The sequence below is a fragment of the Mesorhizobium sp. M0437 genome (assembly GCF_040321335.1).
In the GTDB taxonomy this organism is placed as follows: Bacteria; Pseudomonadota; Alphaproteobacteria; order Rhizobiales; family Rhizobiaceae; genus Mesorhizobium.
In genome coordinates this window covers 174,391-191,173 of sequence record NZ_JAMYRK010000003.1, presented here as the reverse complement: position 1 = coordinate 191,173, position 16,783 = coordinate 174,391, and the positions used below count along the sequence as shown (strand labels likewise).

The 16,783-nt window shown below is 63.1% G+C and carries 12 protein-coding genes; 3 read left to right on the top strand and 9 right to left on the bottom strand.

Features of this window, described 5'->3' with window-relative positions:
* The first annotated feature begins 222 nt into the window (after window positions 1-222).
* Window positions 223-1,932, top strand: coding sequence for a trimethylamine N-oxide permease (locus NKI72_RS03575; RefSeq protein WP_352768481.1), 1,710 nt, complete (start codon window positions 223-225; stop codon window positions 1,930-1,932).
* Between the two features lie 147 nt (window positions 1,933-2,079).
* Here NKI72_RS03575 and msuE read toward each other — a convergent pair whose 3' ends face one another.
* The 9 genes from msuE to NKI72_RS03530 form a co-directional block, all read right to left on the bottom strand.
* Window positions 2,080-2,640: an FMN reductase gene (gene msuE, locus NKI72_RS03570; RefSeq protein WP_352849906.1), complete on the bottom strand. Its 561-nt coding sequence runs from the start codon at window positions 2,638-2,640 to the stop codon at window positions 2,080-2,082.
* Window positions 2,641-2,755: 115 nt separating this feature from the next.
* Window positions 2,756-4,111 carry an LLM class flavin-dependent oxidoreductase gene (locus NKI72_RS03565; RefSeq protein ID WP_352849905.1) on the bottom strand — a complete coding sequence of 452 codons (1,356 nt, stop codon included), beginning with the start codon at window positions 4,109-4,111 and terminating at the stop codon, window positions 2,756-2,758.
* 133 nt (window positions 4,112-4,244) lie between these two features.
* Window positions 4,245-5,738 (bottom strand): aldehyde dehydrogenase family protein, encoded by a 1,494-nt coding sequence (locus NKI72_RS03560; RefSeq protein WP_352849904.1) that lies wholly within the window; start codon window positions 5,736-5,738, stop codon window positions 4,245-4,247.
* 70 nt (window positions 5,739-5,808) lie between these two features.
* Window positions 5,809-8,949: an efflux RND transporter permease subunit gene (locus tag NKI72_RS03555; RefSeq protein WP_352849903.1), complete on the bottom strand. Its 3,141-nt coding sequence runs from the start codon at window positions 8,947-8,949 to the stop codon at window positions 5,809-5,811.
* A 208-nt stretch (window positions 8,950-9,157) separates the two neighbouring features.
* Window positions 9,158-10,306 (bottom strand): efflux RND transporter periplasmic adaptor subunit, encoded by a 1,149-nt coding sequence (locus NKI72_RS03550; RefSeq protein ID WP_352849902.1) that lies wholly within the window; start codon window positions 10,304-10,306, stop codon window positions 9,158-9,160.
* Between the two features lie 61 nt (window positions 10,307-10,367).
* The gene (locus NKI72_RS03545; protein ID WP_352502064.1) at window positions 10,368-10,976 is read right to left on the bottom strand and encodes a TetR/AcrR family transcriptional regulator; all 609 of its coding nucleotides are present in this window, start codon (window positions 10,974-10,976) and stop codon (window positions 10,368-10,370) included.
* 238 nt (window positions 10,977-11,214) lie between these two features.
* Window positions 11,215-12,855 (bottom strand): acyl-CoA synthetase, encoded by a 1,641-nt coding sequence (locus NKI72_RS03540; protein WP_352830828.1) that lies wholly within the window; start codon window positions 12,853-12,855, stop codon window positions 11,215-11,217.
* A 46-nt stretch (window positions 12,856-12,901) separates the two neighbouring features.
* On the bottom strand, window positions 12,902-13,129 hold the full coding sequence (locus NKI72_RS03535) for a type II toxin-antitoxin system RelE/ParE family toxin (protein WP_352849918.1): 228 nt from the start codon (window positions 13,127-13,129) through the stop codon (window positions 12,902-12,904).
* Between the two features lie 105 nt (window positions 13,130-13,234).
* On the bottom strand, window positions 13,235-13,480 hold the full coding sequence (locus tag NKI72_RS03530; RefSeq protein WP_352453248.1) for a type II toxin-antitoxin system ParD family antitoxin: 246 nt from the start codon (window positions 13,478-13,480) through the stop codon (window positions 13,235-13,237).
* Between the two features lie 146 nt (window positions 13,481-13,626).
* On the opposite strand from NKI72_RS03530, the gene NKI72_RS03525 reads away from it, so the two are divergent.
* Both NKI72_RS03525 and NKI72_RS03520 read left to right on the top strand, forming a co-directional pair.
* Entirely contained in the window at window positions 13,627-14,592 is a 966-nt protein-coding gene (locus NKI72_RS03525; RefSeq protein ID WP_352472287.1) for a sugar-binding transcriptional regulator, read from the top strand.
* Window positions 14,593-14,673: 81 nt separating this feature from the next.
* On the top strand, window positions 14,674-16,728 hold the full coding sequence (locus tag NKI72_RS03520) for a bifunctional aldolase/short-chain dehydrogenase (RefSeq protein ID WP_352502058.1): 2,055 nt from the start codon (window positions 14,674-14,676) through the stop codon (window positions 16,726-16,728).
* The last annotated feature ends 55 nt before the right edge of the window (window positions 16,729-16,783 follow it).

The window sequence follows — 16,783 nt, the reverse complement described above, 5'->3', positions numbered from 1 at the left end:
ACCCGTTGGCAGCGCCAGCGAAGCTCGACTGTTTCACAAGCGCAATGTGCACAGCGTCACAAAGCGCTTGACGTGAAAGCGCGTTGGGTCAATCTTCACTGCTAAGAAAAAAATACTACTGAGCGGAAAACGCCTGGGGCCGTTCAACGTGAGCGTCGATGACGCCTCGCGAGATTGCGGCTGTTGCCGATGGGGAACATCAAAAATGGGGAATCCACGTAAATGAGCACGATAGTCACCACCTTGGTGCCGCCTGCCGAAGGGCAGCTGCACCGGAACATCGACTGGCGCGGCGCCTTCTGGGTGGCAAGCGGCGTTCCGGCCCTTGTCCTGTTTTCGATCGGCGGCATCGCCGGCACCACCGGAACACTGGCCTTCCTGATCTGGGCCGTATCCATGGTCATGGGCTTCCTGCAGTCCTTCACCTATGCGGAAATCGCCGGGCTGTTCCCGAACAAATCCGGCGGCGCCTCGGTCTACGGCGCCACCGCGTGGCTGCGCTATTCGAAATTCATCGCGCCGCTTTCGGTGTGGTGCAACTGGTTCGCCTGGTCACCGGTGCTGTCGCTCGGCTGCTCGATCGCCGCCGCCTATATCCTCAACGCGCTGGCACCGGTGCCGCTGTTCACCGACACTTCGCCCGAGGTCGCCGCCTATATCGCGGCCCATGCCGGAACCAGCGCCGCCGACGCCATCACCGCGGTCACCGCGGCGGCGACGCCGGCGATCCGCAACTGGACGCTCTACGGTCACACGCTTGGCCCGGTTTCCTTCACCTTCAACGCCACCTTCTTCATCGGCGCGGTGCTGATGCTGATCATCTTCTCGATTCAGCATCGCGGCATCCTGGGCACGGCCAACGTGCAGAAATATATCGGCCTGCTGGTCATCATCCCGATGCTCATCGTCGGCGTGGTGCCGATCGTCACCGGCCAGATCAACTGGGCAAATTTTTCGCCGCTGGTGCCGCTCGCCGCAGCCTATGCGCCGGAGCCCGGCGCATGGAACATCGCCGGCTGGACGCTGGTGCTCGGCGGCATGTTCATCGCGGCATGGTCGACCTACGGCTTCGAGACCGCGGTCTGCTACACCTCCGAGTTCAAGAACCCGGGCACCGATACCTTCAAGGCGATCTTCTATTCCGGCCTGCTGTGTATGCTGCTGTTCATCCTGGTGCCGTTCACCTTCCAGGGCGTGCTCGGCTTGAACGGCATGCTGGCGACGCCGATCGTCGATGGCTCCGGCGTTGCCGATGCGCTGGCCGGCATGGTCGGCGGCGGACAGCTGATCCACAGCCTGCTGGTGATGCTGATGATCCTAGCCCTGGTGCTATGCATCATGACGGCGATGGCCGGCTCCTCGCGCACGCTCTATCAAGGTTCGGTCGACGGCTGGCTGCCGCGCTATCTCAGCCATGTCAACGAGCACGGCGCCCCGACGCGGGCGATGTGGACCGACCTGATCTTCAACCTGATCGTGCTGGCCATCGCCTCGGCCGACGCGACGAGCTTCTTCTTCATCCTCGCCGTGTCGAATTGCGGCTACATCATCTTCAACTTCCTCAATCTCAATGCCGGCTGGATTCACCGCATCGACAATGGCCACATCGCGCGGCCATGGAAGGCGCCGAGCTGGCTGCTCGGCCTCGGCGCGATCTTTGCCTACGTCAACGCGGTCTTCATGGGCGCCGGAGCCAAGGTCTGGAACCCGATGGCATTGTGGGCCGGGCTGATCACGGCAGCCTTGATCATCCCGGTGTTCTGCTTCCGGCATTACATCCAGGACAAGGGCAAATTCCCCGACCACATGCTGGCCGATCTCGGCATGAGCTCGTCCGACCTTGCGGTGAAAAAGGCGGGGATGCTGCCCTATCTGACGCTCGTCGCCGGCGTCGTGGTGATGCTGCTCGCCAACTGGCTGTTCGTCATCTGACGGCTTGCCTTGAGGGATCGGGCGCGCAAGGCGCGCTCGGTCCCTGCATTTTGTTCTTGCTTTGTGCCGGCAGCTATGCTACTAATTTCGGTATGGTGCTGATTCGCCCCGAGACCCGCCGCCGAGGCGGGTTTTTCTTTTTAGGGGCTATTCGGCAGCGGTGCCGGCGCGGGAGCGACCGCCAAGCGCTGCACCGATATCCTCGAGCACCTGTCCGACGCGCGCCTGGATCGTCTCGGACGCAAGCACGCCGTCGATGAAATCCCTGTCCGAAGCGTAGATCGCGGTCGGCAGCGTAAAGGCCTCGAAGAAGCCGAACAGCGGCCTCAGCTGGTGCTCGATGATCAGCGCATGCCGGTCACCGCCGCCGGTCGCCAGCAGCACCACCGGCTTGCCCCTGAGCGCCGTTGGGTCGACAAGATCGAAGAAGTGCTTGAACAGGCCGGTATAGCTGCCCTTGTAGGTGGGCGAGCCGACGACGAGCACGTCCGCCGCGACGACGCGCTTGAGGATATCGCCCGCTTGCGCATCCAGTTCACGCGCCCATTTGGCGCCACTGAGGCTGGGGCCGAGGTCGACGACGTCATGCGTGCTGGCGGCCAGGCCATATCTGCCGGCTACCTCGTTCACGATACGATCGACGAAGCCGCGCGTCTTGGACGGCCGGGTGAAATTGCCTGAGAAACCGACAACGGCCGGATTGGTCATGATGCAAAGCCCTCGCGATGATTTCGGGCTGCCAGCCCGCTGCTCATGACCCCATGGACATTCGGGCCGAACGAAAAGAACGGATGCTTGCCACGGTCTAAAATCATTGCCGGTTCTAACCAGCTTTGCGGATCGCTGCCGTCTCAGGTTGGAAGAACCGGTTTGGCGGCCGCTTCAGGCCAAGATTTTCGCGCAGGGTCGATCCTTCGTATTCGCTTCTGAAAATGCCGCGCCGCTGCAATTCGGGCACGATTTTCTCGACGAAATCATCCAATCCGGCGGGAAGATAGGGGAACATGACGTTGAACCCGTCCGAGCCTTCGGTGACCAGCCATTCCTCCATCTTGTCGGCGATGGTTTTCGAAGTGCCGACGAAGGCAAGACCGGAATATCCGCCCAGCCGCTGCGCAAGCTGCCTGACGGTCAGGTTTTCCTTGCGCGCCAGTTCGATGACGCGCTCGCGGCCGCTCTTGCTGGCGTTGCTTTCCGGGATTTCGGGCAAGACTGAATCCGGATCGAACCGCGACGCGTCGTGGCCGAGCGCGATCGACAGCGAGGCGACGCCGCTCTCGTAGTAGACGAGGCTGTCGAGCTTGGCCCGCTTCGTCTGCGCCTCCTCGACAGTCTCGCCGACAATGACGAAGGCGCCGGGCAGGATCTTGATGTCGTCGCGCGACCGGCCAAGTTTTTGCGCACGTCCCTTGACGTCGGCAAAGAAGCGCTGCCCCGAGGCGAGATCGGCATGGGCGGCGAAGATCACCTCGGCCGTTTCCGCCGCGAGCTGCCGTCCGGCCTCCGACGCGCCGGCCTGCACGATGACCGGCCAGCCCTGCACCGGCCGCGCGATATTGAGCGGTCCCCGCACCGAAAGATATTCGCCCTTGTGGTCGAGCACATGCAGCTTCGCCGGATCGAAATAGAGCCCGCTTTCGGCGTCGCGGATGAAGGCATCGTCGGCAAAACTGTCCCACAGGCCGGTGACGACATCGTAAAACTCCCGCGCCCGGCGATAACGCTCGTCGTGCTCGACATGCTCGTCGAGGCCGAAATTCAGCGCGGCGTCGGGATTGGATGTGGTGACGATATTCCAGCCGGCGCGCCCGCCGCTGATATGGTCGAGAGAGGCGAAACGACGGGCGATGTGGTACGGGGCGTCGAACGTCGTCGAGGCGGTTGCGATCAGCCCGATACGATCGGTGACGGCAGCAAGCGCCGACAACAGCGTGAACGGCTCGAAGGACGTGACCGTGTGGCTGCGCCGCAGCGCCTCGATCGGCATGTTGAGCACGGCCAGGTGGTCGGCCATGAAGAAGGCGTCGAACTTCGCCGCTTCCAGCCTTTGCGCGAAGTGCTTGACATGCGCGAAATTGAAGTTGGCGTCGGGATAGGCGCCCGGGTAGCGCCAGGCGCCGGTATGAAGGCTGACGGGCCGCATGAAAGCGCCAAGCCGCAATTGTCGATTTTCTGCCATGGAAAAACGCACCGATGACGACGAGCGTAACGCTCCAATTGCTCGAGCATGGGATGGCTTTGCGGCCATGGGAAGGAATTCTGTTTTGCAAAACCGGCGTCGGGGAGCATTTTTTGTGCGGGCGGCGGACCGATCAATCGATCTTGATGAACACGCCCTTGGTGTTAAGATATTCGGCGAGGTGCTCGGCGCCGCCCTCGCGGCCGTAGCCGCTCATCTTGTAGCCGCCGAAGGGCACGGCCGGATCGATGGCGTGATAGGTATTGACCCAGACCGAGCCGGCGCGGATCTTGCGCGACAGCTGGTGGGCGGTGGCGAGATTTTGGGTGAAGACCCCTGCAGCCAGGCCGTAAGGCGTGTTGTTGGCCCGCTCGACCGCCTCGTCCAGCGTATCGAACGGCAAGGCTGAAATCACCGGCCCGAAGATCTCCTCACGGGCGATCTTCATGTCGTCCGAGACGCCGGCAAAGACGGTCGGCGCGACGAAATTGCCGGCGGCAAGCGCGCCTTCCACAAGCCGGGTGCCTCCGGTGACGAGTTTCGCCCCTTCCGCGGTGCCGGCCTCGAGGTAACCGGTGACCCGTTGCAGCTGCTTTTCGGAGACGAGCGGACCGATCTCGGTCGCCGGGTCGATGCCGTCGCCGACCCTGAGACCCTTGGCGTATGCCGCGAGCCGCTCGACGAACTCGTCATGGACGGGCCGTTCGACGAAAAGGCGCGAACCGGCGATGCAGATCTGGCCGGAATTGGCGAACACCGACATCGCCGCCACCGGCACCGCCTTGTCGAGATCGGCAGCGGCGCAGACGATGACCGGCGACTTGCCGCCGAGCTCCAGCGAGACGCGCTTGAGGTTGCCGGCCGAGGCCCGCACGATCGACTGGCCGGTCGCCGTCGAGCCGGTGAAGACGATCTTGTCGACGCCCATATGCTCCGCGAGTGCGGCACCTGCCTCGGTGCCGGTGCCGGTGACGATGTTGACGACGCCTTCCGGAACGCCGGCCTCGTTCATGATGTCGGCGATCAAAAGCGGCGTCAGCGGCGCCTCTTCCGATGGTTTCAGCACGATGGTGCAGCCGGTCGCCAGCGCCGGGCCGATCTTCCAGATCGACGCCGCCGTTGGCGCGTTCCAGGGAATGATGGCGCCGACGACGCCGACCGGCTCCTTGTGGGTGAACGAGACGATTTCGCCGGGCAGCGAGTTGTCGATCGTCTCGCCGTGCAGCGCCGTCGCCATGCCGGCATAGTAGCGCAGCATGCCGATGACCCGGTTGCGATTGGCGCGGGTGCGTATGATCGGCATGCCCATGTCGGTGGTGTCGGAGCGGCTGATCTCTTCCCAGTGCTTTTCGAAGAGGTCGGCGATCCTCAGCAGCAGCACCTGCCGCTCGTAAGGCTTGAACCGGCTCCACGGGCCCTCGAACGCCTTGCGCGCAGCAGTCACCGCCAAGTCGATGTCCTGGCGGTCGGCGCGCGGCACCGTGGCGATGACCGCGCCGGTGGCGGGATTGCGGCTCTCCGTGGTCCGACCGGAGCGGGCATCGACCCAGCCGCCGCCGATGAACATCCGGCGATGGCGCCCGTCGATCGGCAGCCGCAGCGGTGCCTTTGTCTGAGCTATGGTCATGACTGTCCTCCTCCGGCGCCTACGCCTGGTGGGCGGATTAAACCGCCGGAGGTCACATTTGCCAACAGCTCTATTCGGCCGCCAGGGCCAGTTGCGGCCTTTCGCTTTCTTCTGCCACCTTGGCCGCCTCTTCCGTTGCCACCACCTTCTTGGGCTCCCTGCCGAAGAACAGCGCATAGGCTGCCGGCAGGACAAGGATGGTCAGCACCGTGGCGACGAGAATGCCGCCCATCATGGCGTAGGCGAGCGGCCCCCAGAAGACGCCACGCGAGATCGGGATCAGCGCCAGCACCGCCGTCAGCGCCGTCAGCACGATCGGCCGGAACCGGCGCACCGCCGAGCCGATGATGGCCTCGGAACGCTCCACGCCGGCGGCGATGTCCTGGTCGATCTGATCGACCAGGATGATCGAGTTGCGCATGATGATGCCGAGCAGGGCGATGACACCGAGGATGGCGACGAAGCCGAACGGCGCGCCGCTGATCAAAAGTGCCGCCGCCGCGCCGATGATGCCGAGCGGACCGGTCGCCAGCACCAGCATGGCCTTGCCGAAATGCTGCAGCTGGATCATCAGCAGCACGACGATGACGGCCAGCATGATCGGCGCTTTCGCCGCAATCGAGGCCTGGCTTTCGGCCGCATCCTCGGCGCCGCCCTGGATCTCGATCTTGTAGCCGGGTGCGAGGCTGGCGCGCAGGCCCTGCATGTCGCTGTACATCTTCATGGCGACATCGTTCGGCTGCACGCCGTCCGGAAGCGTGGCGCGTACGCTGATGGTCGGCAAGCGGTCGCGCCGCCATTCGACGCCTTGCTCCAGCACCGGGACCACCTTGGCGACCTGCGACAGCGGCACGGAGCCGCCGAAATCGGTCGGGATGTAGACGGAGTCGACCGCCGACAGCAGGTGACGGCTTGCCTCCGGCTCACGGGCGACGATCGAAACCGTCTCCTCGCCGTCGCGGAAGTCATCGAGCGGCGCTCCCGACATGGCCGCCTGCAGCGTCTGGCGGATGCGCTGCGAGGTGACGCCGAGCGCACGGGCGCGATCCTGGTCGATCACCAGCTTCATCGCCGGCACCGGCTCCAGCCAGTCGTCGTGGATGGCGCCGAGCAGCGGATTTGCCTGGAACTTCGCCTTCACCTCGTCGGCGATGCGGCGCACCTCCTGGCGATCCGGACCCATGACGCGCATCTGCACCGGCCAGCCGGTCGGCGGACCAAGGAACAGGCGGTCGACCTTGGCGCGGATCGATGGGAAATCATTGGCCAGGATGGTGCGCAGCTTGACAATCAGCCGCTCGCGGGCCGGTTCGTCATTGGCCATCACCAGAAGCTGGGCGAAATTCGGGTTGCGAAGCTGCTGGTCGAGCGGCAGGAAGAAGCGCGGCGCGCCTTCGCCGACATAGGTGGCGATGAAGCGCTTGTCCTTGTCGTCCATCATCCTGGCTTCGAGCGCCTTGGCCTGGGTCTCGACTTCCTTGATGCTGGTGCCTTCCGGCAGCCAGAGGTCGACAAGGATTTCCGGGCGCGACGATTGCGGGAAGAAATTCTGCGGGATGAACTGGAACGCCCACAGGCTGGTGGCAAACGTCATCAGCGTCATCACCAGGACGATGATGCGGTGGCGCACCGCCCATGCAACGGTCGAGCGAAGACGGCGGTAGAAGCGCGTGTCGAAGACATCGTGATGGTTGCCGGCGTGCTTGCGCTGCTTCAGGATCATGTGGCCGAGCCACGGCGTGAAATAGACCGCCGCGAACCAGGACACGACCAGCGCGATGCCGACGACGTAAAACAGGGTGCGCACATATTCGCCGGCCGTCGAGGCCGCGAAACCGACGGGGATGAAGCCGGCCGTGGTGATCAGCGTGCCGGTCAGCATCGGGAAGGCGGTCGAGGAATAGGCGAAGCTCGCCGCCTCGACCTTGACCAAGCCTTCCTCGAGCTTTCGCTCCATCATTTCGACGACGATCATCGCGTCGTCGACCAGGAGGCCAAGGGCGATGATCAGCGCGCCGAGCGAAATGCGCTGCAGGTCGATGCCGAGCTCGTACATGATGGCGAACGTGGCGGCCAGGACCAGCGGAATGACGATCGCGATCACCAGGCCCGAGCGCCAGCCGATCGACAGGAACGATACGAAAAGCACGATCAGCAGCGCTTCGCCGAGCGCTTCCATGAACTCGCTCACAGCCTCCTTCACGACATGCGGCTGGTCGGAAATCTGATCGACCGAAACGCCATAGGGCAGCGCCTCTTCGAAGCGCTTATAGGTCGCTTCGACGTCCTTGCCGACGTCGGTGACGTTGAAGCCCTTGGCCATTACGACGCCGAGCTGGACGCTGTCGTGACCGTTGAAACGGTATTTGCGCTGGTACGGATCCTCGAGGCCGGAGGTCACGGTGGCGATGTCGCCGAGGCGCGTCACCTGGTTGCCGGCGCGCAGGCGAAGCTCGCGGATGTCGGCCGCCCTGGTGACATCGCCCTCGACCGAAATGCGCACCGAACGCTGGCCGGTGTCGACCGAACCTGCCGGGTCGACATTGTTCTGGCCTTGGATCGCATTCTGCAGGTCGGTCAACGTCAGGCCGCGTTCGGCAAGCACCTTGGATGAAACGTCGATGTAGAGCTTTTCCGGCTGGTCGCCGATGATCACGGCCTTCTCGACACCGGGCGTCGTCAGCAGCATGTCACGCGCCTGGATGGCGAATTTCTTCAGCTCGGGATAGCTGTAGCCGTCGCCGCTGATCGAATGCAGGGTGATGAACGTGTCGCCGAATTCGTCATTGAAGTAAGGCCCGAGCAGCCCCTGTGGCAGCTCATTGGCGATATCGCCGACCTTCTTGCGCACCTGATAGAAAGCATCGGCGACCTGCGCTGGATTGGTGTCGCCCTTGACCTGCAAGGTGATGATGGCGCTGCCGGCGCGGGTGTAGGAGCGAACGAAATCGAGGTGCGGCGTTTCCTGCAGCTTGCGCTCGATCTTGTTGACCACCTGGTCCTCCATCTCCTTGATCGAGGAGCCTGGCCAGATCGCCTGGACGACCATCACGCGGAAGGTGAAATCGGGGTCTTCCTTCTGGCCCATGCGCATCAGGCCGAGTGCACCGGCGACGATGATCAGCCCGAACAGGAAGCGGGCAATGCTCGGATGGCCGATTGCCCAACGCGAAAGATTGAAAGACCGCTTTTCATTGGTGTCGATGGTCATCGGCGTCAGTCCGTTTCAATTTGATCAACAGAGCACGCGCTTTCGCATGCCCAAGGAACTTCCGATGTGGGCTTCCGGGCGGCGTGGCTTTCCGAGTTGAGAGATCTACATCGCGGTGGGACGCGAGGATCGACGTGGGGGTTACATCGACCTGAGATCTCGAAAATCGGGGGCGCCTGCCGCCCGGAAACCGTGAATTGCCTGGCCGTCAGCGCAAGCGCCTTGCAGCGTCATCGGCCGACGCCGACTGTTGCGCTGCATCACCGGTCAGCTTGACTTTCAGATTCTCGGTCATGAACTGCGTGCCGGCGGCGACGACGACGTCACCCGGCTTCAGCCCATCGGCGACACTGACGCCGTCGGGGGTGAAGGCGGCGACCTTGACCGGATGCGCATGGACGGTCCCGCCGTTGCGGTCGACTGTCCAGACGATCGATTGGCTGTCCTTTTGCGCCAACGCGGCCAGCGGGATCGACACCAGTTGCTGCCGGTTGTCCGCCGCGGCTTCGATGGAGGCGGTCATGCCTAGCAGCACGCGAGGATCGTTGGGCAGGCTGACGCGAACGGCAAAGGTGCGCGACTGCGGATCGGCGCTGCCGGCGACTTCGCGGACCTTGCCGTCGAGCGTCAGCGCCTCATCGGACCAGAAGCCAGCCTTGACGGTCTTGCCCGGCTTGAATTCGGCGATATCGGTTTCCGGAACAGCGATCAGGACTTCCTTCTCGCCGTCGATGGCAACGGTCACCACCGGCGTGCCGGAGCCGACCACTTGGCCGACATCGGCGGCAACGGCAGTGACGATGCCGTTCTTGTCCGCCTTGAGATCGGTATAGCGGACCTGGTTCTGTGCCTGGGCAAGCTGCGAGCGGGCGGAGTCTCGCGTGGCGACCGCCTGATTATAGGCGAGCGTCGCCTGCTCGAGCTGCGACTTCGGCGCGAAATTCTTGGCGTAGAGCTGTTCGGCCCGCTTGCGCGTAAGCTCGACTGTCTCGACCTGACGGTCGGCAGCATCGAGGCTGGCCTGAGCGCTTCTCACCGAAAGCTCGTAGTCGGTGGGATCGATGCGGGCGAGAACGTCGCCCGGTTTGACGCGGTCACCCATGTCGACAAGGCGCTCGGTGATCTTGCCGTTGATGCGAAAACCGAGATTCATCTCGGTGCGGGCACGCACCGATCCGGAATAGGAAAGCTGACGGGTATCGCTCGCCTTAGTGATCTCGACCACCTTGACCGGGCGGATGATCTCGGTGACCTCGGCTTTCTCTTGCGAGCAGCCGGCGAGGCCGAGAGCGGCAACGACAATCAGTGCCAGGCCGGCGGCCGGTCGCCTGTAGGTGATGGACTTGGACAAAGACACTTTTGTACTCCCGAACTGTGGAGATGAATTGCCGACATCACCGCCCGACGGGCGGCAATGGTCATTTCTTCAAGGCTCTGATGGCAAACTCGGTAAGCTCGTCCGGCGTCGCCCGGTTCTTCTTGGCGAGGCACTGGGCCATTATCTGCGGATGAGAGAGGCTGATAATGGCAGCGCCGAAACACCGGGAAGCGATCACCGGATCCTGATCGATGAACTCGCCGGTAGCGATTCCCTCGCGGATCACTTCCGCGACCAGTTCATGGATGCTGTCGATGTGCTTTTCGATGACGTGCCAGTCGCGCTCGATGGCGACGATGACCATCTCGTGCACCTTCTCCTGGTCGATCATGGTTTCCAGCGTCCACTGATAGTGCGTATGCACGTAGCGGCGGAGCTTTTCGCTGGCGGTGCCGGAACCATGGCAGGCTTCGTAGCTCAACCGGTAGCAGGTCTCGAGCATACGGCCGCAAACCGCCTGATGGATTTCCACCTTGGAGGCGAAGAAGCGGTAGATGTTGGCAGTCGACATGCCGAGTTCGCGCGCAATGTCGGCGACGTTGGTCTTGCCGTAGCCGTAGTGGCGGAACAATCGCTCCGCGCAATCCAGGATGCGCGTGACATTTTCCTGGCGGGCGGAATCGGCGGTGGTGTCCAGGGTTTCAAGCATCTCGTTGGCCAAATTTACGACTGACGAATTTAGAATTTCGTCACTCGTAAATTGAAAACCATCACCTGTCAAGGCACCATTTTGGCTACTAGTGACAGATGGTGACATCCCCGGACGGAGTTGGCCCACGAAACGCATGTGGTTTCCGCCGGGCGCGCCTGCAACGCCGCCCCGTGTTTTTTTGCGAAGGATCTTGAAAAGATGCTTTCCGAAATCGGTTCCGTTTTCGGATCAGGCCCTAAGGCTGCTTTGCCATCTCCCGCAGCCGGAACTTCTGGATCTTGCCCGTCGAAGTCTTCGGGATTTCCGCGAAGATCACCGCTTTCGGCACCTTGAAGCGGGCGAGCAGCGCGCGGCAGTGCTCGATTACCTCCGCCTCGGTCGCCGCCTTGCCCGGCTTCAGCTCGACATAGGCGACCGGCACCTCGCCCCATTTGTCGTCGGATCGGGCGACAACGCCGCAAGAAGCGACGGCGGGATTCTTGTACAGCGCCTCCTCGACCTCGATCGAGGAGATGTTTTCGCCGCCGGAGATGATGATGTCCTTGGAACGGTCCTTGAGCTGGATGTAGCCGTCCGGGTGCATGACGCCGAGGTCGCCCGAATGGAACCAGCCGCCGGCAAAGGCCTCATCGCTCGCCTTGCGGTTCCTGAGATAGCCCTTCATGACGATGTTGCCGCGGAACATCACCTCGCCGATCGTCTCGCCGTCAGCCGGCGTCTCTTGCATCGTCTGCGGGTCCATCACCGTCAGGCCTTCGAGCGCGGCATAACGTACGCCTTGCCTGGCCTTCTTCGCCGCCCTCGCCCCTTTCTCCAGCCGGTCCCACTCGCCATGCCATTCGTTGACGACGGCCGGGCCATAGGTTTCGGTCAGGCCGTAGAGATGGGTGACGGCAAAGCCCGCATCGGCCATGCCCGACAGCACCGCCTCGGGCGGCGGCGCCGCGGCGGTGTTGAAGGTGACGGTCTGCGGGAACTGCCGCTTGTCCTCGTCCCTGGCGTTGATCAGCACCGACATGACGATGGGTGCACCGCACAGATGGGTGACGCCGTGATCGGCGATGGCGTCGTAGATCGGCTTCGGCCGCACCCAGCGCAGGCAGACATGGGTGCCAGCCTGCACGGCAAGCGTCCAGGGAAAGCACCAGCCGTTGCAGTGGAACATCGGCAGCGTCCACAGATAGACCGGGTGCTTGCCCATGCCGGCATGGATGGTGTTTGCATAGGCCATCAGTGCCGCGCCGCGGTGATGGCAGACGACGCCCTTCGGATTGCCTGTCGTGCCGGAGGTGTAGTTGAGCGAAATGGCATCCCATTCGTCGTTCGGCATCGACCAGGCGAAATCCTCGTCACCGTCGGCGACAAACGCCTCGTAGTCGAGCGTGCCGATCCGCTCCCCCTTGGCATAGGGCGCATCGGCGGCATAGTCGGGATCGTCGTAATCGATCAGCAGCGGCCTGACCTTGGCCAGCGCCAGCGCTTGCCGGACCACGCCGGCGAATTCGCGGTCGACGATCAACACCTTGCTTTCGGCGTGATCAAGCTGGAAGGCAATGACGGCGGCGTCGAGGCGGGTGTTGAGCGAATGGAGCACCGCCCTGGTCATCGGCACGCCGAAATGCGCTTCCAGCATCGGCGGTGTGTTGGACAGCATGACGGTGACGGTGTCGCCCTTGCCGACGCCGCGCTTCGCCAGCGCCGAGGCAAGCCTCAGCGAGCGCTTCCAGAAATCGCGATAGGTCGTGCGCTGGCGGCCATGGATGATGGCAGTCCGGTCGGGAAAGGTTTTTGCCGCCCGCTCGAAATAGGTCAGCGGCGTCAGCGGCTGGTGGTTGGCCGGGTTCCTGTCGAGATCCTGTTCGTAGGGATTGCCCATCCCGTCCTCCGAATGTCTGGTCGAGCCTTCTTACCACCTTCGCCCATTACTTGGGACGCCCCTCCCCGCCCTCACCCTCCGGCCACAAAGCGTCGATGTCCCGATGCCCTTCCACGATATTCGCCACTTCGAAAAAGTCGCCATTATAGCGGAAGAAAATCACGTATCCCCTGAAAGCGAAACTTCGGACGTCCGGCCGGAGTTCGGGACGAGCACGACCAATCGTCGCCGGCAAGCTCGCCAGATCACGGCATTTCTGGCGCAGAGCATCCACAAAAACGCCCGCCAATCAACAGGCTGCCGCTTTCACGAGTGAGGTATTCAAGGATATTGACCAAATCTGCTTGTGCCGACGGCAGCATGCGCAGCCGTGGCACTCCTAAAAGCCTTCCCTTGCGAGTTGCTTGGCCTTGGCTTCCAAGGCGGCGTCAATATCCTGCTCGGTGGCTTCGCCGCCTTCAGCAAACGACTTGTCCACCATGGCACGGAGCGCCTTCAGCTTTTCCTCGCGCTCTTCGACAAGGCGCAGGCCCTCGCGCACGACTTCGCTGGCAGAACCGTAGCGGCCGCGCTTGACGATGTTGGAAACAAAGGTTTCCCAACGCTCTCCCAGTGATACGTTCATTGTCGGACCTCCTGATCGGTTTATTGTACCGAGATAACAATAAATGCGCAATTACTGACATCCGGGATGCCAAGTGTCGGATCAGGTGCGCAGCCTAAGGTTTGACTTTTGTCGAGAGCCGTGAATGATGTCAGCAAGGAGATGGCATGGCGATCCGACCGGCAGAACAGCTTATCCACAAGGCCGCCTGGCTTTACTATGCACACGGCCTGCGCCAGGACCAGGTAGCCAGTCAGCTCAAGATTTCCCGTGCCTCGGTGGCGATGTATCTGCGCAAGGCGCGCGAGACCGGCATCGTCAACATCTCGACCTCGACCCAGCTTTTCACCGACGACGTGCTGGCGCGCAAGCTCGAAGACGCACTGCAACTCGACGCCGTCTGGATAGCGCCGGAAAACGGCTATGTCGCCGACCCGTCCACTGACATCGCGGTGCTGGCGGCAAGCGTCTTTCTCGAGCTGGTCAGGAAGGGCGACCGCATCGGCGTCGCCTGGGGGCGGACCATCTACACCATCGCCGACATCATGTCCTATGCCGATCTGCAGGACGTCACCGTGGTGCAGCTCTGCGGCAATCTGGGCGCCCCCTATTCGTACCGGCCGGACCAATGCACGATGGAAATCGCGCGCCGGCTCAATGCCAAGGGGCTGAATTTCTACGCGCCGCTGGTGCTGACGACGGAAGAACTGGCACGCGGCCTGCGCGCCGAGCCGGTGATCCGCGAGCAATTGTCGGGCATCGGTGAGTGCGACCTGGCGCTGTATTCGGTCGGCTCGGTGGACACCGACAGCCATCTGGTCAAATGCGGCGCGCTGACCGAGAGCGAAATGGCTGCATTGCGCAAGGCGGGTGCGGCCGGCGTCATTGCCGGGCAGATCATCGACGCCCGAGGCCAGGCGCTCGACTGCAGCTACAACCGCCGGCTGATTTCGGCAGAGCTGTCATCGCTGCGCAGCATCGAAAAGCGCCTTGTGGTGGTGCAGGAGGACAGCAAGTTCGAACCGCTCGTCGCGGCGATCGCCGGCGGGCTCTGCACCCATCTGGTCGTAGGCGCGCGCATGGCGCGACGGCTGCTCGACCATGCCGGAGCAGCAGCAAAAGAGGTCGCCTGATACCTAGAGCCGCCGACGCATTGTCATCAAGGCGTCGCGGTATTCCTGTTCACAACAAAAGAGAAATCGGACGAAGCTGACATGAAGAACCTGTGGAATGACGGCGAGGCGGAGAAGCTGGTCGCCGACTATGCAAAGAACGGTGTGGCCCGCGACCTGGCGCTGCGCGTCTATACGACCAGGCTGCTGGGCGGCGAGCCGCGGCTCGTCCTCCACGGCGGCGGCAACACATCGTGCAAGACCAAGGCCATTGATCTCGTCGGCGACGAATGGGACGTGCTCTGCGTCAAGGGCAGCGGCTGGGACATGGGCGTCATCGAGCCGCAGGGCCTGCCGGCGGTCAAGCTCGGCGCGCTGTTGAAGGCGCGGTCGCTCAAGAAGCTCTTCGACGAGGACATGGTCGCGCTGCAGCGGGCGAACCTCATCGATCCGTCCTCGCCCAACCCTTCGGTCGAGACGCTGCTGCACGCCTTCCTGCCGCACAAATTCGTCGACCACACGCATTCGACGGCGATCCTGGCCATCGTCGACCAGGAGGACAGCGAAGCGCTGAGCCGGAAGGTGTTCGGCGCGAAAATGGGATTCGTGCCTTACATCATGCCGGGCTTCGATCTGGCCAAGGCGGCCGCCGATGTATTCGACGCCGATCCGACGGTCGAAGGCCTGATCCTAGACAAGCACGGCATCTTCACCTTCGGCGACGATGCCAGGCAGGCCTATGACCGGATGATCCATTATGTGAACGTAGCCGAGGATTTCATCGCCGGGAACGGCAAGCCGCGCACCGAAAAGGTGGCACTGCCGGCCAGGCTGGCGAAGCCCGCGGAGATTGCGCCGATGCTGCGCGGCGCGGTGGCGGTGGCACGCGGCGAAGGCCGCTTCGATCGGATGATCAGCGATTTCCGCACCTCGGATGCGATCGTCGATTTCATCAATTCGGCAAAAATTGCCGACTATGCCGGCCGCGGTGTGTCGACACCCGACCTGTCGATCCGCATCAAGACCGGACCGATGGCACTGCCGGCGCCCGACGCGGACAAGGTCGGCGACTACAAATCCGTCATCCGCCAGCATGTCGAGAAATTCGCCAAGGACTATCGCGCCTATTTCGAAACCAATGATGCGCTCGACGGCGTGAAGCGCACCATGCTCGACCCGATGCCGCGGCTGACGCTGGTGCCCGGCCTCGGCATGTTCGGCCACGGCCGCACGCTCAAGGATGCGAAGATCGCCTCCGACGTCGGCGAAATGTGGATCGAGGCGGTACGCGGCGCCGAAGCCGTAGGCGATTTCCGCCCGCTCTCCAAAGCCGACCTGTTCCCGCTCGAATACTGGTCGCTCGAACAGGCCAAGCTTGCCGCCAACAAGCCGAAGCCGCTGACCGGCCAGGTGATGCTGGTCACCGGCGGCGCCGGCGCGATCGGTGCTGCCACGGCAAAGCTGTTCGCCGACAACGGTGCCCATGCCGTCGTCGTCGATCTCGATGGGTCAAGGGCTGCCGAGGCGGCAAAAAAGGCCGGTAACAATTCGATCGGCATTGGCGCCGACATCACCGATCCGGTGCAGATGCGCGCCGCCTTCGACAAAGCGGTCGACGTCTACGGCGGCCTCGACATTCTCGTCTCCAATGCCGGTGCTGCCTGGGAGGGCCGGATCGGCGAGCTCGACGACGCCACTTTGCGCAAGAGTTTCGAACTCAATTTCTTCGCCCACCAGTCGGCGGCGCAGAATGCCGTGCGCATCATGCTGGAACAGGGCACCGGCGGCGTGCTGTTGTTCAATACCTCCAAGCAGGCGGTCAATCCGGGGCCGAAATTCGGCGCCTATGGCATTCCCAAGGCGGCAACGCTGTTTTTGTCCAGGCAATATGCCCTCGACTACGGCGCGCATGGCATCCGCTCCAATGCCGTCAACGCCGACCGCATCCGTTCGGGGCTGTTGACCGACGCCATGATCGCCAGCCGCTCGGGCGCGCGCGGCGTGTCGGAGAAGGAGTACATGTCGGGCAACCTGCTCGGGCAGGAAGTGACGGCAGAAGACGTGGCCCAGGCCTTCCTGCATCAGGCGCTGGCCGAGCGGACCACCGCCGATGTGACGACGGTCGATGGCGGCAACATCGCGGCGGCGTTGAGGTAGGCGCGATCGGGGATCACACTTGCGTAATTGGTATTTTGTAGCTACATTGTGGCTC